Raw genomic sequence first — 24,740 nt, forward strand, 5'->3', positions numbered from 1 at the left:
GGCAGTCCTTGTGCTCGCGGAGTGAGATGAGAGGGAGGTCGCACGTCGAAGTGACGTAGAACGTGTGACCGACCATCCATCCCCGCCGTCTTCCGTGGTGACGGCTTCCGCGGTTGCGGCCGAGCTTCAGTGGTCACGGCCGAGGCTCAGTGGTCACGGCCGAGATCGGGCAGCAGCGGGACCATCCGGTTCCAGCGGGAGATCTCGCAGCCGTTGCCGCGGTCGTACGTCGCGTCGACGGGGCGTCCGGCCCAGGTGCCGGTGACATGGGCGGTGGCGGGGCCGCCGTAGATCATCGTGCACATGCTGTCCGGGGGCACCGGTGCGAAGGGGTCCCTTCCCCACTGGGTATTGCGGCCGACGGCCTCGCAGGCGCCGCTCACGTCCGGGTGGGTGCCGCCGCCGGGGTGGCAGTACAGCTCGTGCGTGCCGTCGGCCGCGCCGCCCGCGTGCCGGACGGTGACGGTGAGGTGGTCACCGCCGGACCCGTCCTCGTCATGGACGGGCGGTGGCGCGAGGGTGTGGGGAGTCGTGGGGGCGGTCTGCGCATGGGCGGTGGCGGGCACGGCGGCCAGCGAGCCTACGGCGGCAGCGATCACGAGGAGACGGTTGACCTGCAACATGACCTGACTAACGCCCGCCGCCCCCGGACGTTGCGGACACGGCGGCCGGCGGCAACGGCTTTGCCCTGCGGCCCGCCTGCCTAGTACCGTGGGGGGCGATTGGTGACAGCGCGCTCATCTGTGTCATCATCTGCACGCACCTTCCGCGCTCGCGCGGGTGGTTGTGCTGGAGGCGTCGCCTAGTCCGGTCTATGGCGCCGCACTGCTAATGCGGTTTGGGACGCAAATCCCATCGAGGGTTCAAATCCCTCCGCCTCCGCACCTCACCCGAAGCCCTGGTCCACGCGACCGGGGCTTCGGTCGTTCCCCATGTCATTTCTGGCTGTTTCCGCAGCTCACAAGGGGTATGGCTAACGGATTTCACATGGCGGCGGCAGTCATGTAATGTTCTTCCTGTCGCCGCGAGCGGGCCGGAAGGGCCGGGAACGGAGAAGGAAAACAAGAGAAAATCAAGCACTCGTAGCTTAACGGATAGAGCATCTGACTACGGATCAGAAGGTTGCAGGTTCGAATCCTGCCGAGTGCACATCGTCGAGGGGCCCCGGAGTGATCCGGGGCTTCTCGCGTTTGCGCAGGACAGGCCCGGTCGACGGGGTCGTCCACCAGGTTGTGATGAACAAGCGATGCGGACGGCCTCAGCGAGTGGCGTGTCTAGGCCCATACTGGAGTCAATGACAAAGCCAGCTGCACCGAAGCGCTATCTGCCCACCAGTCCCTTCAAGGCACCGGCCGCGGCGGCCCCGAAGCAGTTCGCCGTCGGCGACCAGGTGACACACGACATGTACGGCCTCGGCCGGGTCATCGGCATCGAGGACGGAATCGCGGTGCTCGTCGACTTCGGGTCGGCTCAGGAGCGCATCCTGAGTCCGTACTCCAAGATGAGCAAGCTGTAGGACCGCCGTGCCCGGTCACGGCACACCAGGTCCCAGCGGCCTGTAACGAACGGGAGACCTCTCATCGAACTGACCTCGTTGTTCTCCGCCCCGGAAGGGGCGTCCCGCAAAGCCAACGCGGGATCGCCCCCTCCGGCGACGAACCCCTTCCAGGCCCCGGACTTCGGGGAGGACGAGACCCTGCCGTTCGACGACGGGCAGGCACCCTCGGACATGGACGAGGCCTTCCGCAGGGCGGGCTAGTCGGGGCGGACCGGGCTTCCACGGGCCCTGTCCGGTGAAGCCCGTCAACCACGCGCCAGTTCCCCGGCGGTCTTTCAGTGCTCCTTCGTCGGCCGTCCGACGGCCCGGAACACGGCCACGGGGTCCAAGTAGTCACGCCAGTGCGCCACTTTGCGGTCCTTGACGGTGATCACGGAGACGAAGTGGTTGTCGTAGGCCCGCGCGGTGCGGACAGCCCGTCCGTGCACCGCGTCTTGAGTACGACCACTGACGTCCCGGGGTCCCGGTGGACGGCCAGTTCGTCCGCGCTGTGCAGGATCATGACGTCGCCGTAGCCGCGGTACAGATCGGCCGCCGCCCCGCGTCCCCGCACCCGGCTCGGGTAGCCGGGCACGGAGATCACGTACTCGACGACCACGCCGTCGACGAGACGAGGCCCGCGAGCCCCTCCTGGACGATCCGGAAGAACGGGTCCAGTGCGGTGAGGTCGAGGGACAGGTCGACGGTTATCGTCACCCCGCCACCGGTGCGGCCCAGGCGTGTGCGGTTGCGCCGGGCGAAGTTGTGGAAGCCGGCTGGCGATCGGCCGGTGACCTTCTCGATGTCGTCGTTCGGCGTGGAGCCGTCGCCGGAGCTGACGCTGCCGGTCAGCCGGCGGAGCAGCACCGCGTAGTCGGCAAGGACGAGCCCGGCCCCGACCGCGCCGCCGATCCACACCTCGGGGTCGATGCCGTGGTGCCGGACGGGCCGGCCGGTCACGGCGGCGATGGTGTCGGCGACCTCGCCGACGGTTAGCGCCCGCGGTCCGGTGGGCTCGGAGCGCGCACCGGCGTGCGCCTCGGGAGCGAGCAGTGTCTCGACCGCCCCGGCGGCGATGTCGGCCGCGTCGACGAAGGCTTTCGCGCCGGTGCCGGTCGTCCCAGTCGAGCAGCACGTCGGCGCCGTGGCGCGCGGCGGTGCGGGCGACCGCTCCCTGCTCGGCGGGCTTCAATGGGAGGCCCACCCCGCGAACGACCCTCACCCGCACGCTCATTGCCCCCTCGGGGAGTCCATCTCAGCCATGGCCACCCACCGCCAGCAGCACACCGCCGACTGGATCCGGTACTTCGCCGACCGCGGTCACGGGGACGTACGGCCGCTCGCCGCCGGTGTCGAGGGTGCCGTGTACCTCCTCGGCGGCGGGAGGATCGCCAAGGTGTGGAGCGGGCGGCGGCCGGTCGGGCTGGGGCTCATGCGGCAGGTCTACGACGACATCGCCCGGCACGCGGCATCGTTGCCCTTCGCCACCCCGGAGATCCTCGCCGTCGAGGAGCACGAGGGCGTTCCGGTCACCTATGAACGGGAGTTGAGCGGTACGCCGTTGCGGGCCGACTCGGCGGTCGTGGCGCCGGGGCGGGAGCTGCCCGCGCGGGAGACCGACGCCCTGCTGACGGTGCTGCGCGCCCTGGCCGCCGTACCCGGCACCGAGGCCATGCGGCGCCTCGCTGTGCAGGGCGACGACCGTCCCCTCTGGGAGGGGCACACCCGCTTCCCCGACGCGCTCGCCGCCCTCGTCCTGCGTGCCGTCCGCCGTCACGGGGACCAACTCGCCGCCCAGGTACCCGACTTCGAGACCATCGTGCGGCGGACGACGGAATCCCTGCGGGCGCTTCCGGACGACGGCCGGGTCAGCGTCGTGCACGGTGATCTCGTACCGCCCAACATCCACGTCGACGACACGGGCGCCCCTACGGCCGTACTCGACTTCGGGTTCTTCACCACCGCGGGCGACCCGGCGTTCGAGGCCGCAGTGACCGCCGCCGTGTGGGACATGTACGGGCCGTACGCCGAGCGGCACACCGTCACCCTCACGCGCCTGTTCGCCGAGGAGCTCGGCCACTCACCGGACACGCTCGCCCTCTATCAGCGCGCCTATGCGCTGGCGACGTACGACCTGTTCTCCGCGGACGGCGGTGACGGTCATTTCCGTTGGTGCGCAGGGCTGTTGAGGCGTGGGGCGGTCACGCCGCCGCGCTGAACGCGGGCGCTGCCACCGTCGGCCGTACCGCGATCGCGACCGGCGTCGGAGCGCTGCGGTCGGCGAAGACGAACAGGCGGAGGACCAGGAAGCGGCCGATGCCGGCGAGGCCCGAGGCGCCGAGGTAGACGATCTGCTCGGTCACCATGCCGGGTGAGGGCTGGACGGCGTGGAGGACGAGGATCGCGGCGGAGGTCGCCACGTAGGCCGCCGTGGCCGAACCCGCCGACTGCCAGTGCTCGCGCAGGCCGGGGCGGCGGCCGGTGCCGAAGGTGAACAGGGCGTGCAGCTCTGTGCAGAGGATCGTCGAGGCGACCGTGATCAGCGCGTTCGCCGCCGCCCAGGGCATCAGTGCGGCGAGCAGCGGTACCGCGAAGCTGGACAGGACCCCGACACCGCCGCCGCACACCACGAACCTGACGAAGGACGCGAACGGGCCGGGGCCGGGCTTCATGGGATGTCCCTCCGTACGGCGGCTGTTGGGCCTGCGCCGATCCTTCGCCGACCCTCTTGACCGGCTGAGGTCAACGATGCCGTCGTACGGTTCCGGGCACGATGAAGCGGCCTCCCGAACCGGTGGTGGAGTGGGCTCTACCAACGGGGTCGGGTAAACCCCCCGGGTGCGCCTCGGATTACCCGGGTGCTCCTCGGGTCAGCTGTCTCTGTCCCGCGCCCGGAGTTCCTCCATGTAGTCGTGCGCCAGCGCCGACGTCCGCGTGAACCAGTCGGCCAGTACGGCGATCTCGGCGGGGGAGTAGTCGGCGAACTGGGCGTTGAGGCGGTCGTAGTAGGGGCCGTAGAGGGCGAGGACTCTGGTCACCGCGTCCGGTACCGAGGCCACGCGGACGCGGCGGCGGTCGGTGGGGTCGGGGACGCGGGTGATGAAACCGGCGCGTTCGAGGCGGTTGAGGATGCCGGTCACCGCGCCCGTCGTGACGTGGGCGTGTTCGGCCAGGTCGCCCGCGGTGAGGAGGTTCTCCCCCGCCTTAAGGACGCAGGCGAAACAGAGGAGATCCGTGACGTTCAGGCCCAGCCGCTCGGCCATTTCCTGCTGGCCGAGCTGGGCGGTGGCGATGAGGGAGTCCATCGCGTCCAGCGCCTGGGCCGGGGTGGCGGTGGGGCGAGGCTTGGCTTGCATTGTTATTGCCTTAGCTAGTGAGAGTTTTCTACTCTAAACTTCTTAGGGCGTGAGGTATCTGTCATGGCTTCGAGGAGGCGGCTGGCATATGAGCGCACACCAGTATGACGAGGGGCATACGGTCGCCGGTTGGACCGGATTCGGCATCGCGACCGTCGGGTCGACCGTCGCGGGGGCGGGACTGTGCGTGGTCTCCGCCCCGCTGATCGGTGGCGGGCTGGGGATCGTCGCGGTGAGTGTTCTGGTCACCTGGGCGCTGCATCTCAACGGGTGGGGCAAGCCGCCCGGGCGGCGGGACCGGGCGCAGTGGGGGATGCGGGTGCGGGATCCGCTGGCGCGCGCGGGGCATCCCGGGTGTGTCGGGTGCCGGCTGGCCGGGCGGGGGCGGGGACGGGTGGCAGAGGCCGAGGAGTACCCGGTCGTGCCGGTGCCTCGCGAGTCCGCCCCGGTCGGTGAAACCGCGGGCTGAGGCGGTTGTCAGTGCCGCCGTCTAATCTCGTGAGCGATGGCAGAGACATCACGGGCACCACGGACGTGGAAGTGCTCGGGACTCCGATGGACGGTAGGCGGTCCCGAGCTGAAGTGGGACGGCGGGCACGGGAGCCCGCTGCCCCGGGGGAAACGGGTGGCCTTCGAGGTCGCGGAAGGGGGCGGGCGGACATGCGTGGGAGCACGGGGGCATACCTGCCCGCTGCGTGCGGCCGTGCCGGAGCGGAGCACGGGCGCGCGGTGCGAGGAGTGCGCGCGGCTGGACCGGGCGCACTCGGTGGCCGCCGACACGATCGCCGACGACCCACGCCCGTATCACGTATATCTGGCCTGGTTCGGGCCCGGCCTGCTCAAGGTCGGCATCACCGCCGAAGAGCGCGGCTCCGCACGGCTCCTTGAACAGGGCGCGATCTGCTTCAGCTGGCTGGGCCTCGGCCCGCTGATGGCGGCCCGCCGCTCGGAGGAACTGCTGCGCGCCGCCCTCCGGGTGCCGGACCGCATTCCCTACGGCGAGAAGCGCGCCGTCCGCTCCGCGCTGCCGGGCTCGGCGGCGGAGCGGGCCGCCGAGCTCGCGGACCTGCACGCCCGGGCCCTCGCGCTGCGCGAATGGCCGGAGTCGCTCCACCGCGAGCCGTACCGACCCGTGGACCACGTCGACGTGTTCGGCCTCGCGGGACTCCCGGCCGCCGTCGGTGAGGTGAGCGGGCTGGTCGCGGGCGGGCTGGTGGGCGGGGAGCTGGTCGCGGCCGCGGGACCGGATCTCCACCTCGCGACCGCGCGGGGCGTGATCGTGCTCGACACCCGGTTGATGACGGGGTGGGAGTTGATCCCCGCCGGGGGTGACACGGGTGGATTCACCGTGCCGGTACGGGAGTTCAGGCGGGAGGCGCCGGGGGTGCAGGAGGGGTTGTTCTGACGGCTGTTCCGGGGGCGTGGCCGAAGTTCGACAGCGAGGGGCAGGAGGTGGTTCCCGTATGAACGAGGAACGGGATGAACACGGTGAGGCGGCGGAAGTACGTCGGTTCTGGCAGCGGCTCGGGCTGCCCGGACTTGTCGACGTGCACACCCACTTCATGCCCGAGCGGGTGCTGCGCAAGGTCTGGGGATACTTCGACGCGCTCGGGCCGGCGACCGGCGGAGCCCTCGAGTGGCCGATCACGTACCGGCAGGAGGAAGAGGAACGGGTCGCGCTGATAAGGGAGTTCGGAGTACGCGCTTTCACCGCGATGCTCTATCCGCACAAGCCCGGCATGGCCCAGTGGCTCAACGGCTGGGCCGTCGACTTCGCCGCGCGCACGCCCGACTGTCTGCACACCTCGACGCTCTTCCCGGAGCCCGGAGTCGAGGACTACGTCCGGGAGGCGCTGGACTCCGGGGCGCGGGTGTTCAAGGCGCATGTGCAGGTCGGCGCGTACGATCCGGCGGACGAACTCCTCGACCCCGCCTGGGGGTTGCTCGCCGAGGCCGGTACGCCGGTCGTGATCCACTGCGGATCGGGGCCCGCACCCGGCAAGCACACCGGGCCCGAGCCGATCGCGCGCGTGCTGGCCAGGCACCCCCGGCTGCGGCTGATCGTCGCGCACATGGGGATGACGGAGTACGAGGACTTCCTGGACCTGGCCGAGCGGTACGGGGAGATGCGCCTGGACACGACGATGACGTTCACGGACTTCAGCGAACGCCTCGCGCCCTTCCCGCCACGCGCGCTCCCCCGGCTCGCCGCGCTCGGCGACCGCGTGCTGCTGGGCAGCGACTTCCCGAACATTCCGTATCCGTACCTTCACCAACTGCACGCCCTGGAGCGGCTGGACCTCGGCGACGACTGGCTACGCGCGGTCTGCCATGACAACGGGGCGCGGCTGTTCGCAGGGTGAGGGGGAGCTGAGAGTACGACCGGTACGGGTGATGCGGGGAGAGTGTGGAGATATGGGGGCGGTTGGGGCGGGCGAGCGCGGGACCCGCGGGTTCATGACCGTCGGATGAGGGTTGGGCAAGCGGTTCCAAGGTGTTCCCTGAGTGGTCCCTGTGAGTTTCTCAGGAAAATCACAGACTCCGGAAAGCGTGTTCTTAGGGGACCCCGACAAGGTGTCCACTATGACCACGACCTCGCCCCAGGGGCGCACCGAACTGCTGAGGCCGGACGGGAGCCCCGTCCGAGTGCTTGTGGTGGACGACGAGCTGTCGATCACCGAGCTGCTGTCCATGGCCCTCCGATACGAGGGTTGGCAGATCAGAAGCGCGGGTGACGGAACCGGCGCGATCCAGACCGCGCGCGAGTTCCGGCCCGACGCCGTCGTCCTCGACATGATGCTGCCGGACATGGACGGCCTCACTGTTCTCGGCCGGATGCGCCGGGAGCTGCCGGACGTTCCGGTGCTGTTCCTGACGGCCAAGGACGCCGTCGAGGACCGTATCGCCGGGCTCACCGCCGGTGGCGACGACTACGTCACCAAGCCGTTCAGCCTCGAAGAGGTCGTCGCCCGGCTGCGCGGGCTGATCCGCCGCTCCGGTGCCGCCGACCGTCGCTCGGACTCCGTACTGATCGTCGGTGACCTCACCCTCGACGAGGACAGCCACGAGGTGTCGCGGGCCGGCGAGGGCATCCACCTCACCGCCACCGAGTTTGAGCTGTTGCGCTTCCTGATGCGTAATCCCCGGCGTGTACTCAGCAAAGCGCAGATCCTCGACCGTGTGTGGTCGTACGACTTCGGTGGGCAGGCCAATGTGGTCGAGCTCTACATCTCGTACCTGCGCCGGAAGATCGACGCCGGACGTGAGCCGATGATCCACACCCGGCGCGGTGCCGGTTACCTGATCAAGCCCGCGGCGTCATGAGCGGGCGACGACGGCCGCGTGCGCAGAAGAAACGAGCGGGTAAGCCGCGCACCCTGCGGACCCGGCTCGTCGTCGCGTCCGTGACGCTGATCGCGGTGGTGTGCGCGGTGATCGGGACGGTGACGACGTTCGCCCTGCGGTCACATCTGTACGACCAGTTGAACGGCCAACTGAACGAGTCCGCTTCGCGGGCGTCCGGTTCGTTCGGGCCCCCCGGCGGCCAGCAGCCGAAGGGCGGCCTCGTCGCGCCCGGCGGGCAGAAGGTGCAGCGGCAGCAGACCAAGCTCGACGAATTCGTCACGGGTCCGCAGCCTCAGGGCACGATCATCGCCAAGGTCGTGAACGGCTCCATCACCGACGCCCGCCGCGGTGTGAAGCAGGCGAGCGACTTGCAGATGACCTCGAAGACGCTCACCAAGGCCCAGCTCGCCGCGCTCGGCTCCGTCCCCCAGAACAGCCAGCAGCACACCGTGGAGATCCCAGGCGTGGGCGACTTCCGCGTCGAGTACAAGAGCGGGGACAGCGGCAGCTACTACGTCGCCGTCCCGACCGCCGAGGTCGACAACACCATCAACACCCTGATCCTCGTCGAACTCAGCGTCACCGCCGCCGGATTGGTCGCCGCGGGCATCGCCGGCTTCGTCCTCGTCGGCGTGGCCACCCGCCCCCTGCGCCGGGTCGCCGCCACCGCCACCCGGGTCTCCGAACTCCCCCTCCACACCGGCGAAGTCACCCTCAACGAACGTGTCCCCGAGTCCGAGACCGACCCGCACACCGAGGTCGGCCAGGTCGGAGCCGCGCTCAACAGGATGCTGGACCACGTCCATGGCGCCCTGCACGCCAGACAGCAGAGCGAGATGCGCGTACGGCAGTTCGTCGCCGACGCCAGTCATGAGCTGCGGACGCCGCTCGCCTCCATCCGGGGCTACGCGGAGCTGACCCGTCGCGGACGCGAACAGACCGGCCCCGACACCAAGCACGCCCTCGGCCGGATCGAGTCCGAGGCCGGGCGCATGACCCTGCTCGTGGAGGATCTGCTCCTCCTCGCCCGGCTCGACGCGGGCAGACCGCTCCAGTTCGACCAGACCGACCTGATCCCGCTCGTCGTGGACACCATCAGCGACTCGCGCGCGGCCGGCATGGGCCACAACTGGCGGCTCGACCTGCCCGACGAACCGGCCCTCGTGTCGGCGGACGCGGCCCGTATCCAGCAGGTGCTGGTCAATCTGCTCGGCAACGCCCGCAAGCACACACCACCCGGTACGACGATCACCGCACGCGTGCAGCGGCGCGGACCGTGGATGTGCGTGGACGTCGAGGACAACGGTCAGGGCATCCCGCCGGATCTGCTGCCGCATGTCTTCGAGCGGTTCGCGCGCGGCGACTCGGCGCGTTCCCGCTCCACGGGATCGACGGGTCTGGGCCTCGCCATCGTGCAGGCGGTCGCGACCGCACACGGTGGCGCGGTCACCGTGGACAGCGTTCCCGGACGCACGGTGTTCACCGTGCATCTGCCCGCGCTGGCACCCGCTGTGCCCACGCCCGCTCCCGAAACGAATTGGCAATCGCACTCACAGGCACAGCACAGTGCCACCACATGGGTGCAACAGGGCGCTTGAGGAGAGTCGGTGCATGCGAACCGACTCTTCTCCCGGCACCCTGCCGGCGCGGGAGCACCTCCCGGCCGGAGACGCCGGTACGCCTGTCCTGGACGTAGTGATCCCCGTCTACAACGAGGAGAAGGACCTCCAGCCATGTGTGCTCAGACTGCACGAGCACCTCAAGCGCACGTTCCCGTACGCGTTCCGCATCACCATCGCGGACAACGCGTCGATCGACACCACTCCTCAGGTGGCAGCGCGGCTGGAGTCGGAAATACCGGAGGTCAAGTCCTTCCGGCTGGAGCAGAAGGGGCGCGGTCGAGCACTGCGCACCGTCTGGTCCGCCTCGGACGCCCCGATCCTCGCCTACATGGACGTCGATCTCTCCACCGACCTCAACGCGCTGCTCCCCCTGGTGGCGCCGCTGATCTCGGGTCACTCCGACCTGGCGATCGGTTCCCGGCTGGCCCGCTCGTCGCGTGTCGTGCGTGGCGCCAAGCGCGAGTTCATCAGCCGGACCTACAACCTGATCCTGCGCGGCTCGCTGCAGGCCCGCTTCTCGGACGCCCAGTGCGGATTCAAGGCGATCCGGCGTGATGTGGCCCAGGCGCTGCTGCCGCTCGTCGAGGACACCGGCTGGTTCTTCGACACCGAGATGCTGGTGCTGGCCGAACGTGCCGGACTCCGCATCCACGAGGTGCCGGTCGACTGGGTCGACGACCCGAACTCGACCGTCCACATCGTCAAGACCGCGACCGAGGACCTGAAGGGAGTGTGGCGCGTGGGCAAGGCCCTGGCCTCCGGTTCGCTGCCGCTCGACCGTGTCACGCGTCCCTTCGGCGACGACCCTCGGGACCGCGACATCAAGGACGTGCCCAAGGGCCTGGCCCGCCAGCTCGTCGGATTCTGTGTCGTGGGCGGTCTCTCCACCCTCTTCTACCTGGTGCTCTACAGCGCCTTCCGGCAGTTCTCCGGCTCGCAGATCGCCAACGCGCTCGCACTGCTGGTCTCGGCGGTCGCCAACACGGCCGCGAACCGCAGGCTGACCTTCGGGGTCCGCGGCAAGGGCGGAGCCGTCCGTCACCAGGCACAGGGCCTGGTCGTCTTCGCCATCGGCCTCGCGCTGACCAGTGGCTCGCTCGCCGCGCTGAACGCGGCCAGCAGCGACCCGGCGCACTCCACCGAACTGGCGGTCCTGGTGGCCGCCAACCTCGCCGCGACCGTCCTGCGCTTTCTGCTCTTCCGCGCCTGGGTGTTCCCGGACCGCCGCGACAGCGCCCAGGACTCGACGGTCGTAGCCGTCAACACCCCTTCGTCGCCCACCTATTCGACGGCGACGCCCCAGCACGCGCAGTACCCCGGTGCGTACGGCCCGCTGCCCCAGCGGCAGCAGCCGCAGGCCCACCAGGGGACGTACGACACCACCACCCAGTTCCGCGCCGGTGAAGCCGCGGACGGCACCTGGAGGGACGCGACGATGCAGTTGCAGCCGGTGCGTCCCCACGACACCGACCCGAGGGACGCCCGATGAGTACCGACACCGATCAGACGACCTATCCGGGAGGAGGCAGTCCCTCGTCCTGGGGGCCGCCGACCGGTGACAGCGACACCGGCAGAGATACGGCCGTACACGAGCCGGTGGCGCCCTCGGACACCCTGGCCCCGCAGGCCGGTGAGCCGAAGCAGCCGCTCGGCCGCCGCCTGTGGCGCGGCCGGCCCGAGGACCCGCGCTGGGTGCGCCCCGCGTTCTGGGGCATGCTGCTCGCGACGGGCCTGCTCTACCTCTACAACCTGAGCGCGTCCGGCTACTCCAACTCCTTCTACTCGGCGGCGGTCCAGGCCGGCAGCAAGAGCTGGAAGGCGATGCTGTTCGGCTCGCTCGACGCGGGCAACGCGATCACCGTCGACAAGCCCTCGGCGTTCCTGTGGCCGATGGAGATCTCGGTCCGCATCTTCGGCCTCAACTCGTGGGCGATCCTGGTCCCCGAGGTCCTCATGGGCGTCGGCACGGTCGCGGTCGTCTACGCGGCGGTCCGCCGCCGGCACAGCCCCGAGGCCGGTCTGATCGCGGGCGCCGTGCTCGCGCTCACCCCGGTCGCGGCGCTGATGTTCCGGTTCAACAACCCTGACGCCGCACTGGCGTTGCTCATGGCGGTCGCCTGCTACCTCGTCGTCCGGGCCCTGGAGGACGGCCGTACGAAGTGGCTGGTGTGGGCCGGAGTCGCGATCGGCTTCGCGTTCCTGTCGAAGACCCTGCAGGCCTTCCTGATCCTGCCGCCGCTGGCCATCGTCTACGCGGTGTGCGCGCCGGTGAGCGTGAAGAAGAGGTTCGCCCAACTGGGCCTGGCCACCGGCGCGTTGGTCGTCGCGGCCGGCTGGTGGGTCGCGCTCGTCGAGCTGTGGCCGGCGTCCTCGCGCCCCTACATCGGCGGCTCGCAGAACAACAGCTTCCTTGAACTGACCTTCGGCTACAACGGGTTCGGCCGCCTCAGCGGCGACGAGACCGGCAGCGTCGGAGGCGGCGGTGGCGGCACCGGCACCGGCATGTGGGGTGCCACCGGCTGGAACCGCATGTTCAACGACGAGATCGGCAGCCAGATCTCCTGGCTGCTGCCCACCGCGCTGATCCTCCTCGTCGCGGGCCTGGTGGCCACGCGCAAGCTGGGCCGCACGTCGGTCAGGCGCAGTTCGATGCTCGTGTGGGGCGGCTCGCTGGTGACGACCCTGGTCGTCTTCAGCTACATGGCCGGCATCTTCCACCAGTACTACACGATCGCGCTGGCCCCCTACATGGCCGCGGTCATCGGCATCGGCGCCGGCTCCCTGTGGGAGAAGCGCGGCGAGATCTGGGCGTCGATCACCCTCGCGGCGGCAGTAGTCGCCGCGGGTGTGTGGGGTTACGTCCTCCTCAACCGCACCCCCGACTACCTGCCCTGGCTCAAGTGGCTGGTCCTCCTCGGCTCCCTGGCCGGCGCGCTCGGCCTGATCTTCGTCGCGAAGATCGGCCGTCAACTCGCCCTCGCGGCAGTCGGCTTGAGCATCGTGGCGGGCCTGGCGGGACCGGCGGCGTACACCATGTCGACGGTCAACTCGGCGCACACCGGCTCCATCCCGACGGCCGGTCCGGCCGGCGCGAGCATGATGGGCGGCGGTCCGGGTGGCGGCGGCGGTCGCGGCGGCTTCGGCGGCGGCAACCGCACCGGCGGCACCGGCACGATGCCCGGTCAGCAGGGCGGCGGCACGACCCAGAACCAGGGCGGCGGCTTCCCGGGCGGCGGCACGATGCCCGGCGGCGGCACCGGCGGCGGTACGGGTACGGCGCCCGGTGGCGGCGGCACCACCCAGAACCAGGGTGGCGGTTTCGGCGGCCAGACGGGCGGCGACGGTGGCATGGGCGGCGGCGGTGGCGTCGGCGGCCTGCTCAACGGCGCGACGGTCACCTCGGCGGCGAAGAAGCTGCTGCAGACGGACGCGAGCAAGTACACCTGGGTCGCCGCGTCCATCGGCTCCCAGAACGCCGCGAGCTACCAACTCGCCACCGGCGACCCGGTGATGGCGATCGGCGGCTTCAACGGCACCGACCCGTCCCCGACGCTGGCCCAGTTCCAGAAGTACGTGGCGGACGGCAAGATCCACTACTTCATCTCGGGCGGCACCGGCATGGGCGGCAGCAGCACCGGCAGCTCCTCGCAGATCACCTCGTGGGTCGAGAAGAACTACAAGAAGGTGACGGTCGGTTCGGCCACCTTCTACGACCTGACGCAGAAGACGAGCAGCTGAGCCGGCAATCGGCTGACTGAAAGGGGCGGTGACCACCTGGTCACCGCCCCTTTTCGCATCTCAGTTGTACGCTGTATGGGAGTCGTTCTACGGTGTACAACATGCCGACCTCCTCAGGCCTTCAGGGTCACCCTCAGCGCTGGATCGTCCTCGGAGTCATCTGTCTCGCGCAGCTCACCGTGCTGCTCGACAACACCGTCCTGAACGTCGCGATCCCCTCGCTCACCCGCGAACTGGACGCCGGCACCGCGGACATCCAGTGGATGATCAACGCGTACTCGCTCGTGCAGTCGGGGCTGTTGCTGACGGCGGGCAGCGCGGCCGACCGTTACGGCCGCAAGAAGATGCTGATCACGGGACTCGTGCTGTTCGGCGCGGGCTCGCTGATCGCCGGACTGGCCGACTCCACAGGGCAGTTGATCGCCGCGCGGGCCGGGATGGGGGTCGGCGGGGCGCTGCTCATCACGACCACCCTCGCCGTCGTGATGCAGATCTTCACCCCCGAGGAACAGCCGAAGGCGATCGGCATCTGGGCCGCGGTCAACGCACTCGGCTTCGCGACCGGCCCGCTCCTCGGCGGCTTCATGCTCAACCACTTCTGGTGGGGCGCGATCTTCCTGATCAACCTCCCGGTCGCGGCCCTGGCCCTGATCGCGGCGGTCGTCCTGGTCCCCGAGTCGAAGAACCCGCGCGGCGACCGCCCCGACCTCCTCGGCGCGCTGCTCTCGACCGTCGGCATGGCCGCGCTGGTCTACGCGATCATCTCGGGGCCCGCGCACGGCTGGACGTCGGGGCGGGTGCTGCTCACGGGGGTGGTGGCCGTCGTCGTCCTCGCTGCCTTCGCGTACTGGGAGAACCGGGTCCCGTACCCCATGCTCGACCTCGACTTCTTCCGCGACCGCCGCTTCACGGCCGCGGTCACCGGGGTCGTCCTGATCACCTTCGGCATGGCCGGCTCCCTCTTCCTCCTCACCCAACACCTCCAATTCGTTCTCGGCTACGGCCCGTTGGAGGCCGGCGTGCGGACGGCGCCGCTCGCCCTGGTGATCGTCGCGCTCAACTTCTCGGGGGTGGCGGCGAAGTGGACGGCGAGGCTCGGCGCTCCGCTGGCCATCGGGCTGGGCATGGTGTTGATGTCGGCCGGGTTGGTGTCGATCGCGTCGTTCGCGTCCGGTGGGTATGCGGGGACTCTGGTGGGGTTGATGCTGATCGGGGCGGGGGCTGCGCTGGCGAATCCGGCGATGGCTCACGTGATCATGAGTGCGATTCCTGCGGAGAAGGCGGGGGTTGGGGCGGGCGTCAATGGCACGTTGGGGGAGTTCGGGAACGGGTTGGGGGTTGCCGTTCTTGGGGCGGTGCTGAGTTCTCGGTTCGCGGCGGGCTCCTTGCCGGAGGGGTTGGCGGAGGCTTCTTCCGCTGAGGGGAGGAGGAAGGTGATCGATTCCTTCTCTGCCGGGCTGGAGGTCAGTCAGTTGGTGGGGGCGGTTGCTGTCTTGACCGGGGGGTTGCTTGCGGCGGCGTTGTTGTGGCGGGTGGAGCGGGCAGACTCGGGGGTGGTGGTCGCTCAGTAGTGTCTGCGGGTGCGTTGTGGCTGGTCGCGCAGTTCCCCGCGCCCCTGAATACAGTGATCCGGGATTGAGATCTTGAGGAAGGTGCGTCATGGCCAAGACACCCCCGTCGTCAGGGCGTTCTACGCGCACCAGTGTCTGGCTGGAACACAAGGCACCTCGAAGCGCGCGCGGCGGAGGACAACCCTCAGGCCTCGACCGCACCCGTATCACCGACGTCACCGTACGACTGCTGGACGCCGAGGGACTCGCGAAGTTCTCCATGCGGCGGCTCGCCACCGAGTTGAACGTGACCGCGATGTCCGTCTACTGGTACGTCGACACGAAGGACGATCTCCTCGAACTCGCCCTGGACTCCGTCTTCGGCGAGTTGCCGTTGCCCGATCCGGAGGCGGAGGGCGCGGACTGGCGGGACCAACTCCGCATGCTGGCCACGGAGTACCGGGGGCTGTTGGTCCGACATCCTTGGCTGTCGCCGCTCGCCGGGACGTTCCTCAACATCGGGCCGAACAACCTGTCCTTCTCCCGTGTCGTCCAGCGCGTGATCCGGCGCACCGGGCTGCCGGAGCACGGGCTGACGGGGGCGATCTCGGCCGTCTTCCAGTTCGTCTACGGCTACGGCACGATCGAGGGCCACTTCTTCGCCCGGGTTGCCGACACCGGCATGACCCCCGACGACTACTTCCGGCACGCCATGACGACGTTCGACGGGGCCCCGACGACCGCCGAGATCGTGGAGGAGTCCAAGAAACTCATGGCGGCCCGGGGCGGCGACACGGTCGCGGAGATGATGGACCGGGACTTCACCTTCGCGTTGGACCTGCTGGTGGCGGGCATCGAGGCGATGGTGGAGCGCGAAAAATAGCCTGTCGCGGGCGTGAGTACCGGTCGATCCTTTCGACCCGGGTCGGCAGAATCAGCCCGTCCGGTGTTTGAGGACGAGGCCCCTTCAGGGCCGACGGGGGTCTGGGGGCGGAGCCCCCAGCACCACCTCAGCCTTCGACAAGCCGTGCCGGAAAACCGCCGGTGGCAACCGGCCCCCACCGCTCCGGTGTCACCCGAATGATCGACTTGCCCTGCTTCAGCATTGCCGCCCGGTACTCGTCCCAGTCCGGATGCTCCCCGGCGATGTTGCGGTAGTACTCGACGAGCGGCTCCACGGACTCCGGCGGGTCGATGACCTCGGCCGTGCCGTCGATCTGGACCCACGGGTCGTTCCACTCGTCGCTCACGACGACGATGCTGACCCGCGGGTCACGCTTGGCGTTGCGGGTCTTGGCCCGCTCGGGGTACGTGGAGACGACGATCCGCCCGGAGTCGTCCACCCCACAGGTCAGCGGCGAAGCCTGCGGGCTGCCGTCGGCCCGCCGGGTCAGCAGCAGGGCGCGGTGACGGGGTCGTACGAAGTCGAGCAACTCGTCCAGGGAGACGGCGGTGTTGGTCGCGATGTTCTTCGGTGCCATGAGGGCAGCCTAGGCGCACCACCCCCGCCTACGCCCTCGGTTACGCCTGCGGCAGTGACTCCCCCTGCACCGCCTGGATGTCCAGCTCGACCTTGAGGGTCGTGCCGATCGCGGCGATGCCCGCCTGGACCACCTGGTTGTAGTTCATCGCGAAGTCCTCGCGGTGCAGTTCCGTGGTGGCCCGGAACGCGGCCCGAGTGCCGCCCCAGGGGTCGGCGCCGGTGCCGAGGTAGGCGAGGTCGAGGTCGACGGGTCGTACGACGCCGTGGAGGGTCAGTTCGCCGTGGACGGTCCAGCGGTCGGAGCCCGCCGGGGTCAGGCCCGTCGAGGAGTAGGTGATCTCCGGGCAGCGGGCCACGTCCAGGAAGTCCGCCGAGCGCAGGTGGTCGTCGCGCGTGCCGTTGCCGGTGTCGATGGACGCGGCCCGGATGACCGCCTCCACACGGGACTTGGCGATGTCGTCGGGGGCGATCTCGACCGTCGCCGCGAAGTCGGTGAAACGGCCGCGCACGCTGGAGATGCCCAGGTGCTGGGCGACCGCGCCGACCGTGGAGTGCGCCGGGTCGACGGTCCAGGGGCCGGGCGGCGGCAGTTCGGTGCCGCCCTGCCGGGCCAGCGTGACCGTGCCGACCTCGGCCCGGCCGCTCGCCGTGACGATCGCGGTGGCGGCGGCGGGCGCGTACCCGACGGCGGTCACGATCACCGTGTACGGCCCGGGGGCCAGCGGGTTGACGTCCCGCACCGCCCCCTCCGCGTCCGCCTCGGCCCGCAGCACCTGCGCCCCGGTCGCGTCGGTCACCGTGACGACCGCGTGCGACACGGCCCATCCGTCGCGGGTACGGATCCTCGCGGTCAGTCCCATGTTCCTCAAACTCCTTGCCGTACGCGTGAATCCGGCCCGCGGCGGCACGCACCTCCGCTCGGAGCGCGCGCCCGCCACGGGCCGGGGTCGGTGAACTACTCGCCGGGGTGGGCGAGTTCGATGTCGTGGCCGTCGGCTCCGCGGCCGTTCAACGTCAGGGCGGTCGCGACCGGCGGGTAGCCCGTCGCGATCACCGTGTACTCGCCGCCGCTCAGATCGGTGAAGGCGTACGCCCCGTCCGAACCGGTGGTGGCGGTGCCGACCACGTTGCCCGCCGCGTCCACGAGGGTGACGCGGGCGTCGGCCAGCGGGCCGTGCGGGGCGCGGACGACGCCGAGGACCTGGGCGCCGGAGTCGAGGTCGATCTCGACCCGGGTGACGCCGGTGCCGCCGACCTCGACGGGCAGGGCGCGCGGCCGGTACCCGTCGGCGTTCACCGCGACGGTCACGGCACCCGGCACCAGCTCGGCGAAGCCGAACTCGCCCTGCTCACCGGTGGTTCCGGTGGCCAGCAGATCCCCGCGCACGTCCGTCACGATGACCATCGCGTCCTTGACGGGTGAGCCCGACTCGGCGGCCCGGACAAGGCCGTTGAGGCCGCTGGTGCCGCTCAACAGCACGTCGTAGGACACCGGTTCGGCGCTGTTGACGACGACCGTGGACGCCTGCGGCTGGAAGCCGTCGGCGGAGGCGATCAGGACGTACGAGCCGACGCTCGGCGCCTCCAGCGCGTAGGAGCCGTCCGTCTGCGTGACCGAGCGGCCCAACTGGCGTCCCCCGAGGGAGATCAGCGTGACGGCGGCCTGCGGGACGGGCGCGCTCTCGGCGCCCCGGACGAAGCCGCGGACGGGAATCCCACCCGAGACGGGTGTGGAGTCGGATGCGGTCACGGGTGCGGTCTCCTCTCCCACCACCGTTGCCACGGCGGCGAGTTGCTCGGTGCCTTCGGCCGCCCAACTGGGCGTCCTCTCCTGGGCCGGCGCCGGAACCTCGGCCGCGTCCAGCACACCTACGGCCTCTTCGGCGGCCTGCGCCAGCCCGCCGGACGTCCGCAGCGGGACCTCCTTGATGAACATCACGACGACGAAGGCGATGAGCGCGAAGGGCGCCGCGTACAGGAAGACATCGGCGATGCCGTGGCCGTAGGCGCTCTCCAGCCAGGTGCGGACCGTGCTCGGGAGGGCGTCCATGTCGGGGAGGGCGCTGCTGCCGACGGCCTTCACGGCGGCGGCCTGCGACTGCGGGTCCAGGGACGTGACGGTGTCCTTGGCGTAGTGCGTGATCCGGCCGGACATGACCGAGCCGAGCACACCGACGCCTACCGCGCCGCCGAGGGACCGGAAAAAGCTCACCGTGGAGGAGGCGGCGCCGAGGTCCTTCGGGGTGACCTGGTTCTGCGTGGACAGGACCAGGTTCTGCATCATCGTGCCGACGCCGATGCCCAACAGGGCCATGTAGATGGACAGTTCCCAGTACGGGGTGTCGTAGCGCATCAGACCGAGCAGGCCCAGACCGACGGTGAGGAAGAGACCGCCGGCGACCAGCCAGCCCTTCCAGCGGCCGGTCTTGGTGATGAAGCGGCCGGAGACCATCGACGCGACGAACAGGCCGCCGATCATCGGGATCGTCATGACGCCGGACATCGTCGGGGACTTGTCGCGGGCGAGCTGGAAGTACTGGGAGAAGAAGACGGTGCCCGAGTACATGCCGACGCCGACGAACAGGGAGGCCAGCGAGGCGAGGGAGACCGTGCGGTTGCGGAACAGGCGCAGCGGGATGATCGGCTCGCTCGCCCGGGTCTCGGTGAACACGAACAGGAGCGCCAGCACGAACGTGCCGCCCACCATCGTGTACGTCTGCCAGGACAGCCAGTCGTACTTGTCGTCGGCGAAGGTCACCCACACCAGCAGCAGCGAGGCGGCGGCGGTGATGAAGAACGCGCCGGTCCAGTCGACCTTGACCTTCCGCTTGGCGACCGGGAGGTGCAGCGTCTTCTGCAGCACGACCAGCGCGATCAGCGCGAAGGGGATGCCGACGAACAGGCAGTAGCGCCAGCCGAGCCACGAGGTGTCGGTGATCACACCGCCGAGCAGCGGACCGCCGACGGTCGCGACCGCGAAGGTGGCGCCGGTGTAGCCGGAGTACCGGCCGCGCTCGCGCGGGGAGATCATCGCGGCCATCACGACCTGGACGAGGGCGGAGAGACCGCCGGCGCCGAGGCCCTGGATGACACGGGCGCCGATCAGCATCGCCGGGTTCTGCGCGAGACCGGCGACGACCGAGCCGATGATGTAGATGACCAGGGATATCTGGACCAGGGCCTTCTTGCTGACCAGGTCGGCCATCTTGCCCCACAGCGGCACCGAGGCCGTCATGGAGAGCAGGGCCGCGGTGACGACCCAGGTGTAGGCCTCCTGGCCGCCGCCCAGGCTGCCGATGATGGTCGGCAGGGCGTTGGTGACGATGGTCGACGAGATGATCGCGGCGAACAGGCCGAGCAGCAGCCCGGACAGCGCCTCCATGATCTGCCGGTGCGTCATCGGCGCGCCGTCGGGGGCCGCGGGCGATCCCCCTCCGTGCTTGGCGTGAGCCCGCACACCGGCTGGTGTGGTCGTTGCCATGGGCTTCCTTTTCTTCCGTGCTTATGCGGGTGTACGGGTGGTGTGTTCGAGTTCGTGGTGGGGGGAGTGGGAGGTGTGGGGGGTTTCGGCGTGACGGGGCGCCGCGGTACGGCAGTCGCCGAAGTCGGCGCGGAGCCGGGCCATCAGCCGGATCAGCTGCCCGACCTCCTCGTCGCTCCAGTCGCTCAGCCGGTCGGCGAGCAACTGGGCGGTCCGGCGGGAGAGTTCGGCCACCTGGGCCCGGCCGCCGGGGGTGAGGCGCAGGATGCGGGAGCGCTTGTCGGCGGGGTCGGGGGACCGTTCGATCCAGCCCCGGTCGACGACGTGGGCGACATGGCGGCTGGTCACGGACATGTCGACGGAGAGCAGTTCCGCGAGCCTGCTCATCCGCATGTCGCCGTACCGGTCGAGCAGGGTGAGGACGGCCGCGGATCCGCCGGGGCAGTCCGACGGCATGATCCGCCCCAGCTCCCTGCGCACGGCGCCGAAGGCGCTGAACTGACGCATCAGCTCCTCGTACTGCGTCCGTTCGGCCATCACACCTCCTGTAAGGGCCATGTTCGTTGCTTAGGGCAACCATAAGAGAGGTTGGTTGCTACAGGCAAATAAAACGGGGTGGGTACGGCATAAAAAGTTGGCAAAGGCAAGCATTGTCGAAAGTAAACCCACAGGTGGGAGTGGCCGTTCGAGGCCCCGCACTTGGGTGTCACCCGGGGATTCGCTAGTGTCTCGGCCCATGGCAAACACCCAGGGCCCCGAGGGCAACTACGACCCCGCCGGCAGCACCCAGATGTTCCGTGCCTTCGTCGACGAGACCCCCCAGGGCGGCCGGCAGCAGGCCGCGCCCACGGCTTCGGCCGGACCCCGCGTCGGTCTGATCGTCGGCGTCGTCGTCGCCGTACTGGTCGTGGCGGCGGTGGCCTACCTGGCCTTCATGTAGCACCGACCGCTTCACTCACCCGCCGGTCTACCGGTCCGGCTCCATGGGGAACCGGTAGACCGTCGACTCCCGGGACCGGAAACCGAGCCGCTCGTACAGCCGGTTCGCCACGACGCGGTCCGGCCGCGAGGTGAGATCGACGGTCCGGGCACCGGCCTCCCGGGCGATCCGCAACGCCTCGTTCGTCAGCAGCGCGGCGATCCCCCGTCCCCGGGCCGCGCTGTCGACGACCACGTCCTCGACGCGCCCGCGCAACCCCGACGGCACCGGGAACAGCACCAGCGTCAGGGTGCCGACGACGGTGCCCTCCGCTCGCGCGATCAGCACGGTGTTCGTTGCGCTCGAGACCAGCCGCTCGACTGCCGCCCGGTCCAGTGGCGGGGCCGTGGAGGACAGCTGCGGTAGCAACCGGCCGAACGCGTCCACGAGTTCCTGGGTCGCCTCGCGTACGACCTCGACCTGAACGTCCATGGCGGGGAGCCTATCGACAGCCCTACCGCCACTCGACCGACACGTCCCGCGTCTCGATGTGCATCCCCCACGGCACTCGCCACGCGTCGACGCACACGGTCCAGGTGTGGTCTTTGCGTGCGCCGGCCGCGATCGGCACGGGAAGCCGCTCGGTGGACTCGATCGTCGCCCAGTCGATCCCGAGGGCTCCGATGATGTGTGTCCCGAGGGTCACCGTGCCCGAACGGACCGCTGTGCCGCCGGAGTTGTGGAAGTTCAGGGTGACGTCCTCGCACCAGCGGCGGTCCGTGGGCTTGCGGGCCGGGGTGCTCCAACTGAGAGCGGCGGGAGCCGCCGTAGGAACGGCGGTTGGGGGCGCTGACGACACATGCGCGCTGCTACGGCCGGACTTGGCGCCCGGGGACGAAGGGGCCGGGGTGGGAGTCGAAGTCCCGCTGCCGTCAGGTGACTTGCTGGCGGCGGACGACGTCGGGGCGTCGAGCGGGACCAGTGTGACGCTGCCGGTCGGGCGGGCCGCCGTAGCCGATGGGCGGGGTGGGCCGACCGCCGCGTAACCGCCGTCGCCGCCGCCCCCGCACGCGGCCAGCGTCACGCAGACGACGGCCGCCGACGCGCCCAGCAGGGCGCCTCGGCGGCCAGTTGTCCATGTCGAACGAAGCATCGCGCCATGGTGGCTGACACTCCGTCAAATAGGAACCCTTGGCGGCGGGTTCAGGAGGGGACTCAGTCGGAGATGAGGCCCTCGCGCAGGGTGGACAGGGTGCGCGTGAGGAGCCGGGAGACGTGCATCTGGGAGATGCCGACCTCCTCGCCGATCTGCGACTGGGTCATGTTGGCGAAGAAGCGCAGCATGATGATCCGGCGCTCGCGGGGCGGGAGTTTGGCCAGGAGGGGCTTGAGGGACTCGCGGTACTCCACGCCCTCCAGGGCCGTGTCCTCGTAGCCGAGGCGGTCCGCGAGGGAGCCCTCGCCGCCGTCGTCCTCGGGGGCCGGGGAGTCGAGCGAGGAGGCCGTGTAGGCGTTGCCGACCGCGAGGCCGTCGACGACGTCCTCCTCGGACACGCCCAGGACCGCGGCGAGTTCGGGGACGGTCGGGGACCGGTCCAGCTTCTGGGAGAGCTCGTCGCTGGCCTTCGTCAGGGCCAGCCGCAGCTCCTGCAGGCGACGCGGGACGCGCACCGACCACGACGTGTCGCGGAAGAAGCGCTTGATCTCACCCACGACGGTCGGCATCGCGAACGTCGGGAACTCCACCCCGCGTTCGCAGTCGAAGCGGTCGATCGCCTTGATCAGACCGATCGTGCCGACCTGGACGATGTCCTCCATCGGCTCGTTGCGGGAGCGGAAACGCGCGGAGGCGTAACGCACCAGCGGGAGATTGAGCTCGATGAGGGTGTCCCGGACGTAACCACGCTCGGGGCTGTTCTCGTCGAGTGCGGCGAGCCGCAGGAAGAGGGAGCGGGACAGGGTGCGGGTGTCGATTGCTCCCGTGGTCGGGAGGGCCGGGGCCGGTACGGCGGGTACGGCCTCGAGGACCGTAACGGCGTCGAGTGCGGGCTCAGCCTCGCTCTTGGTGAGCGTGAGCACCTTCGAGCTGCCCTGGTCTGCGGACATGCCACCCCCTTTGGGTCGCGGGACGGTCGCGGCGATCGCCCCCGTCTGGGGAGCGGTGCCTTCACCTGAATACCGGAGCCTGGGCCACGGCAAACGCGCTTCCCGCAGAATGTCACATGTCGGCAACACGCTGTAGTGACATGTCGACTTGTCTGTTACGAAACAGCCCTGGAAAAAGGGGGTCTGACGGCTTTTCAGCGCAGAACCGCCGGGAAGCGGCCTGGTGAGCGATTCGTTCGTAACGGTGACAGCTCGCTCGCGCTTTCGGTTATGCCTCGATGCGGTTCGCGGAGCGCAGTCGCTGGAAGCTACGCGCGAGTAGCCGAGAGACGTGCATCTGGGAGACACCGAGTTCGGCGCTGATCTGCGACTGGGTGAGATTGCTGTAGTAGCGCAGGAGCAGGATTCTCTGTTCGCGTTCCGGGAGTTGGACGAGCAGATGCCGGACCAGATCGCGGTGTTCCACGCCGTCCAGGGCCGGGTCCTCGTAGCCGAGCCGGTCGAGGAGCCCGGGCAGTCCGTCGCCCTCCTGGGCGGCCTCCAGGGAGGTCGCGTGGTACGACCGGCCGGCCTCGATGCAGGACAGCACCTCGTCCTCGCCGATGCGCAGCCGCTCGGCGATCTCGGCGGTCGTGGGGGTGCGCCCGAAGGCGGTCGTCAGGTCCTCGGTCGCCGCGTTGACCTGCACCCACAGCTCGTGCAGCCGGCGCGGGACGTGCACCGTGCGGACGTTGTCGCGGAAGTACCGCTTGATCTCGCCGATGACCGTCGGCATCGCGAAGGTCGGGAACTGCACGCCCCGGTCCGGGTCAAAGCGGTCGATGGCGTTGATCAGACCGATGGTGCCGACCTGGACGACGTCCTCCATCGGCTCGTTGCGGGAGCGGAAGCGGGCGGCGGCGTAGCGCACGAGCGGGAGGTTCGCCTCGATGAGCGCCCCGCGCACCCGGTTGTGCTCCGGCGTACCCGGCTGGAGCCCCTTGAGCTGGCCGAACAGCACCTGGGTGAGGGCCCGGGTGTCGGCGCCGCGGCTGCGGGGCGCGGCCGGCGGGGCTTCCGTGACTTCCGTGACTTCCTGGGGCGGCGCAGTACTGGCCGACACGGTCAACGCCACCTCTTCATCGGTCAACTCATCCGTCAATAGCGGTCATAGCATCACAACACATGTGCACTGTGTGCAAGCACCGCATATCACCGTGTTACGCCGTGTTGACTGGCAAATTGGTTCATAAGACGCAAAACAGCCCTCCGCCGTTCCGGCGGAGGGCTGTTGAAAAGGAGGTCTCAGACTTCGTAGTCGGCGATCACCCACGTGGCGAACTCGCGCCACAGCACGACGCCCGCCTGGTGCGCGGGGTGCTCGACGTACCGCTTCAGGGCGTCCGCGTCGTCGACCGCCGAGTTGATCGCGAAGTCGTAGGCGATGGGGCGGTCGCTGATGTTCCAGCCCAGCTCCCAGAAGCGCAGTTCCTCGATCAGGTCGCCGAGCGGGCGGAAGGCCTCGACCCCGGCCACGACGCGCGGGTCGTCGCGCTCGACGCCCTCGTTGAGCTTGAAGAGGACGAGGTGCCGGATCATCTGCGCGCTCCTGGTGGGTAGTTGG

The 24,740-nt window shown here is 69.8% G+C and carries 26 protein-coding genes, 2 tRNA genes and 1 pseudogene; 15 read left to right on the plus strand and 14 right to left on the minus strand.

Features of this window, described 5'->3' with window-relative positions; translation table 11 throughout:
• Positions 1-146 precede the first annotated feature (146 nt).
• Positions 147-623 carry an SSI family serine proteinase inhibitor gene (locus tag OO70_RS45045; RefSeq protein ID WP_043685658.1) on the minus strand — a complete coding sequence of 159 codons (477 nt, stop codon included), beginning with the start codon at positions 621-623 and terminating at the stop codon, positions 147-149.
• 168 nt (positions 624-791) lie between these two features.
• On the opposite strand from OO70_RS45045, the gene OO70_RS45050 reads away from it, so the two are divergent.
• From OO70_RS45050 to OO70_RS54960, 4 genes are all read left to right on the plus strand, one after another.
• Positions 792-882 (plus strand) — tRNA-Ser (locus tag OO70_RS45050).
• 194 nt (positions 883-1,076) lie between these two features.
• Positions 1,077-1,149 (plus strand) — tRNA-Arg (locus OO70_RS45055).
• Between the two features lie 145 nt (positions 1,150-1,294).
• Positions 1,295-1,516 (plus strand): hypothetical protein, encoded by a 222-nt coding sequence (locus OO70_RS45060; RefSeq protein ID WP_043685661.1) that lies wholly within the window; start codon positions 1,295-1,297, stop codon positions 1,514-1,516.
• 78 nt (positions 1,517-1,594) lie between these two features.
• On the plus strand, positions 1,595-1,759 hold the full coding sequence (locus OO70_RS54960; RefSeq protein ID WP_158711603.1) for a hypothetical protein: 165 nt from the start codon (positions 1,595-1,597) through the stop codon (positions 1,757-1,759).
• Positions 1,760-1,928: 169 nt separating this feature from the next.
• On the opposite strand, the gene OO70_RS55590 is transcribed toward OO70_RS54960, so the two are convergent.
• Complete coding sequence (locus tag OO70_RS55590; protein ID WP_199827527.1) at positions 1,929-2,156, minus strand: hypothetical protein; 228 nt, start codon at positions 2,154-2,156, stop codon at positions 1,929-1,931.
• Positions 2,138-2,497 carry a hypothetical protein gene (locus tag OO70_RS55595; RefSeq protein WP_199827528.1) on the minus strand — a complete coding sequence of 120 codons (360 nt, stop codon included), beginning with the start codon at positions 2,495-2,497 and terminating at the stop codon, positions 2,138-2,140. The genes OO70_RS55590 and OO70_RS55595 overlap by 19 nt, the downstream gene beginning before the upstream one ends.
• Positions 2,498-2,645: 148 nt before the next feature.
• On the opposite strand from OO70_RS55595, the gene OO70_RS45080 reads away from it, so the two are divergent.
• Entirely contained in the window at positions 2,646-3,755 is a 1,110-nt protein-coding gene (locus tag OO70_RS45080; RefSeq protein ID WP_234337086.1) for a phosphotransferase family protein, read from the plus strand.
• Here OO70_RS45080 and OO70_RS45085 read toward each other — a convergent pair.
• Both OO70_RS45085 and OO70_RS45090 read right to left on the minus strand, forming a co-directional pair.
• Complete coding sequence (locus OO70_RS45085) at positions 3,739-4,209, minus strand: GtrA domain-containing protein (protein WP_043685666.1); 471 nt, start codon at positions 4,207-4,209, stop codon at positions 3,739-3,741. The genes OO70_RS45080 and OO70_RS45085 overlap by 17 nt on opposite strands.
• Before the next feature lie 198 nt (positions 4,210-4,407).
• The gene (locus tag OO70_RS45090) at positions 4,408-4,893 is read right to left on the minus strand and encodes a MarR family winged helix-turn-helix transcriptional regulator (protein WP_043685669.1); all 486 of its coding nucleotides are present in this window, start codon (positions 4,891-4,893) and stop codon (positions 4,408-4,410) included.
• 88 nt (positions 4,894-4,981) lie between these two features.
• Between OO70_RS45090 and OO70_RS45095 the strand changes: the two genes are divergently transcribed.
• The 9 genes from OO70_RS45095 (at position 4,982) to OO70_RS45135 (ending at position 16,031) form a co-directional block, all read left to right on the plus strand.
• Positions 4,982-5,362, plus strand: coding sequence for an HGxxPAAW family protein (locus tag OO70_RS45095; RefSeq protein WP_043685672.1), 381 nt, complete (start codon positions 4,982-4,984; stop codon positions 5,360-5,362).
• 36 nt (positions 5,363-5,398) lie between these two features.
• Positions 5,399-6,298 (plus strand): DUF2797 domain-containing protein, encoded by a 900-nt coding sequence (locus OO70_RS45100; protein ID WP_043685675.1) that lies wholly within the window; start codon positions 5,399-5,401, stop codon positions 6,296-6,298.
• 58 nt (positions 6,299-6,356) lie between these two features.
• On the plus strand, positions 6,357-7,256 hold the full coding sequence (locus tag OO70_RS45105) for an amidohydrolase family protein (protein ID WP_043685678.1): 900 nt from the start codon (positions 6,357-6,359) through the stop codon (positions 7,254-7,256).
• 220 nt (positions 7,257-7,476) lie between these two features.
• Complete coding sequence (locus tag OO70_RS45110; protein ID WP_033285546.1) at positions 7,477-8,217, plus strand: response regulator transcription factor; 741 nt, start codon at positions 7,477-7,479, stop codon at positions 8,215-8,217.
• Positions 8,214-9,836: a sensor histidine kinase gene (locus OO70_RS45115; RefSeq protein ID WP_078651814.1), complete on the plus strand. Its 1,623-nt coding sequence runs from the start codon at positions 8,214-8,216 to the stop codon at positions 9,834-9,836. The genes OO70_RS45110 and OO70_RS45115 overlap by 4 nt, the downstream gene beginning before the upstream one ends.
• A gap of 13 nt (positions 9,837-9,849) precedes the next feature.
• Positions 9,850-11,349: a bifunctional glycosyltransferase family 2/GtrA family protein gene (locus tag OO70_RS45120; RefSeq protein ID WP_043685683.1), complete on the plus strand. Its 1,500-nt coding sequence runs from the start codon at positions 9,850-9,852 to the stop codon at positions 11,347-11,349.
• Entirely contained in the window at positions 11,346-13,598 is a 2,253-nt protein-coding gene (locus tag OO70_RS45125; protein WP_043685686.1) for an ArnT family glycosyltransferase, read from the plus strand. The genes OO70_RS45120 and OO70_RS45125 overlap by 4 nt, the downstream gene beginning before the upstream one ends.
• Before the next feature lie 101 nt (positions 13,599-13,699).
• Entirely contained in the window at positions 13,700-15,169 is a 1,470-nt protein-coding gene (locus OO70_RS45130; RefSeq protein ID WP_234337087.1) for an MFS transporter, read from the plus strand.
• 88 nt (positions 15,170-15,257) lie between these two features.
• The gene (locus OO70_RS45135) at positions 15,258-16,031 is read left to right on the plus strand and encodes a TetR/AcrR family transcriptional regulator (protein WP_043685691.1); all 774 of its coding nucleotides are present in this window, start codon (positions 15,258-15,260) and stop codon (positions 16,029-16,031) included.
• Between the two features lie 127 nt (positions 16,032-16,158).
• Here OO70_RS45135 and OO70_RS45140 read toward each other — a convergent pair whose 3' ends face one another.
• From OO70_RS45140 to OO70_RS45155, 4 genes are all read right to left on the minus strand, one after another.
• Complete coding sequence (locus OO70_RS45140; RefSeq protein ID WP_043685695.1) at positions 16,159-16,629, minus strand: PPOX class F420-dependent oxidoreductase; 471 nt, start codon at positions 16,627-16,629, stop codon at positions 16,159-16,161.
• 40 nt (positions 16,630-16,669) lie between these two features.
• Entirely contained in the window at positions 16,670-17,491 is an 822-nt protein-coding gene (locus OO70_RS45145) for a YceI family protein (protein ID WP_043685697.1), read from the minus strand.
• A 95-nt stretch (positions 17,492-17,586) separates the two neighbouring features.
• Positions 17,587-20,112: an MFS transporter gene (locus OO70_RS45150; protein ID WP_078651815.1), complete on the minus strand. Its 2,526-nt coding sequence runs from the start codon at positions 20,110-20,112 to the stop codon at positions 17,587-17,589.
• A gap of 21 nt (positions 20,113-20,133) precedes the next feature.
• Positions 20,134-20,649, minus strand: coding sequence for a MarR family winged helix-turn-helix transcriptional regulator (locus tag OO70_RS45155; RefSeq protein ID WP_043685702.1), 516 nt, complete (start codon positions 20,647-20,649; stop codon positions 20,134-20,136).
• Positions 20,650-20,848: 199 nt separating this feature from the next.
• Here OO70_RS45155 and OO70_RS45160 point away from each other — a divergent pair, with 199 nt between their 5' ends.
• Positions 20,849-21,052, plus strand: a complete 204-nt coding sequence (locus OO70_RS45160) for a hypothetical protein (protein WP_043685704.1) — start codon at positions 20,849-20,851, stop codon at positions 21,050-21,052.
• A 27-nt stretch (positions 21,053-21,079) separates the two neighbouring features.
• Here the strand turns inward: OO70_RS45160 and OO70_RS45165 are convergent.
• The 5 genes and pseudogenes from OO70_RS45165 to OO70_RS45185 all read right to left on the minus strand — a co-directional run.
• Positions 21,080-21,541 (minus strand): annotated as a pseudogene (locus OO70_RS45165) (GNAT family N-acetyltransferase); the annotation flags it as partial.
• Positions 21,542-21,545: 4 nt separating this feature from the next.
• A complete protein-coding gene (locus OO70_RS51915; protein ID WP_043685709.1) occupies positions 21,546-22,184 on the minus strand; it encodes a hypothetical protein in 639 nt (212 codons plus the stop codon).
• 62 nt (positions 22,185-22,246) lie between these two features.
• Entirely contained in the window at positions 22,247-23,137 is an 891-nt protein-coding gene (locus OO70_RS45175; protein ID WP_043685712.1) for an RNA polymerase sigma factor SigF, read from the minus strand.
• 268 nt (positions 23,138-23,405) lie between these two features.
• Positions 23,406-24,278: an RNA polymerase sigma factor SigF gene (locus OO70_RS45180; RefSeq protein WP_078651816.1), complete on the minus strand. Its 873-nt coding sequence runs from the start codon at positions 24,276-24,278 to the stop codon at positions 23,406-23,408.
• Positions 24,279-24,421: 143 nt separating this feature from the next.
• A complete protein-coding gene (locus OO70_RS45185) occupies positions 24,422-24,715 on the minus strand; it encodes a Dabb family protein (protein ID WP_043685718.1) in 294 nt (97 codons plus the stop codon).
• Between the last annotated feature and the right edge of the window lie 25 nt (positions 24,716-24,740).

It is taken from the genome of Streptomyces xylophagus, assembly GCF_000716435.1.
Taxonomy (GTDB): Bacteria; Actinomycetota; Actinomycetes; order Streptomycetales; family Streptomycetaceae; genus Streptomyces; species Streptomyces xylophagus.

Coding starts and splice junctions, on each gene's coding strand:
- OO70_RS45150 (WP_078651815.1), bottom strand. CDS start 20,112: ATGGCAACGACCACACCAGCCGGTGTGCGGGCTCACGCCAAGCACGGA.
- OO70_RS45140 (WP_043685695.1), bottom strand. CDS start 16,629: ATGGCACCGAAGAACATCGCGACCAACACCGCCGTCTCCCTGGACGAG.
- OO70_RS45060 (WP_043685661.1), top strand. CDS start 1,295: ATGACAAAGCCAGCTGCACCGAAGCGCTATCTGCCCACCAGTCCCTTC.
- OO70_RS45135 (WP_043685691.1), top strand. CDS start 15,258: ATGGCCAAGACACCCCCGTCGTCAGGGCGTTCTACGCGCACCAGTGTC.
- OO70_RS45175 (WP_043685712.1), bottom strand. CDS start 23,137: ATGTCCGCAGACCAGGGCAGCTCGAAGGTGCTCACGCTCACCAAGAGC.
- OO70_RS45105 (WP_043685678.1), top strand. CDS start 6,357: ATGAACGAGGAACGGGATGAACACGGTGAGGCGGCGGAAGTACGTCGG.
- OO70_RS45095 (WP_043685672.1), top strand. CDS start 4,982: ATGAGCGCACACCAGTATGACGAGGGGCATACGGTCGCCGGTTGGACC.
- OO70_RS45045 (WP_043685658.1), bottom strand. CDS start 623: ATGTTGCAGGTCAACCGTCTCCTCGTGATCGCTGCCGCCGTAGGCTCG.
- OO70_RS45110 (WP_033285546.1), top strand. CDS start 7,477: ATGACCACGACCTCGCCCCAGGGGCGCACCGAACTGCTGAGGCCGGAC.
- OO70_RS45125 (WP_043685686.1), top strand. CDS start 11,346: ATGAGTACCGACACCGATCAGACGACCTATCCGGGAGGAGGCAGTCCC.
- OO70_RS45100 (WP_043685675.1), top strand. CDS start 5,399: ATGGCAGAGACATCACGGGCACCACGGACGTGGAAGTGCTCGGGACTC.
- OO70_RS51915 (WP_043685709.1), bottom strand. CDS start 22,184: ATGCTTCGTTCGACATGGACAACTGGCCGCCGAGGCGCCCTGCTGGGC.
- OO70_RS45120 (WP_043685683.1), top strand. CDS start 9,850: ATGCGAACCGACTCTTCTCCCGGCACCCTGCCGGCGCGGGAGCACCTC.
- OO70_RS45090 (WP_043685669.1), bottom strand. CDS start 4,893: ATGCAAGCCAAGCCTCGCCCCACCGCCACCCCGGCCCAGGCGCTGGAC.
- OO70_RS45160 (WP_043685704.1), top strand. CDS start 20,849: ATGGCAAACACCCAGGGCCCCGAGGGCAACTACGACCCCGCCGGCAGC.
- OO70_RS45145 (WP_043685697.1), bottom strand. CDS start 17,491: ATGGGACTGACCGCGAGGATCCGTACCCGCGACGGATGGGCCGTGTCG.
- OO70_RS45115 (WP_078651814.1), top strand. CDS start 8,214: ATGAGCGGGCGACGACGGCCGCGTGCGCAGAAGAAACGAGCGGGTAAG.
- OO70_RS45085 (WP_043685666.1), bottom strand. CDS start 4,209: ATGAAGCCCGGCCCCGGCCCGTTCGCGTCCTTCGTCAGGTTCGTGGTG.
- OO70_RS45185 (WP_043685718.1), bottom strand. CDS start 24,715: ATGATCCGGCACCTCGTCCTCTTCAAGCTCAACGAGGGCGTCGAGCGC.
- OO70_RS45155 (WP_043685702.1), bottom strand. CDS start 20,649: ATGGCCGAACGGACGCAGTACGAGGAGCTGATGCGTCAGTTCAGCGCC.
- OO70_RS45130 (WP_234337087.1), top strand. CDS start 13,700: ATGCCGACCTCCTCAGGCCTTCAGGGTCACCCTCAGCGCTGGATCGTC.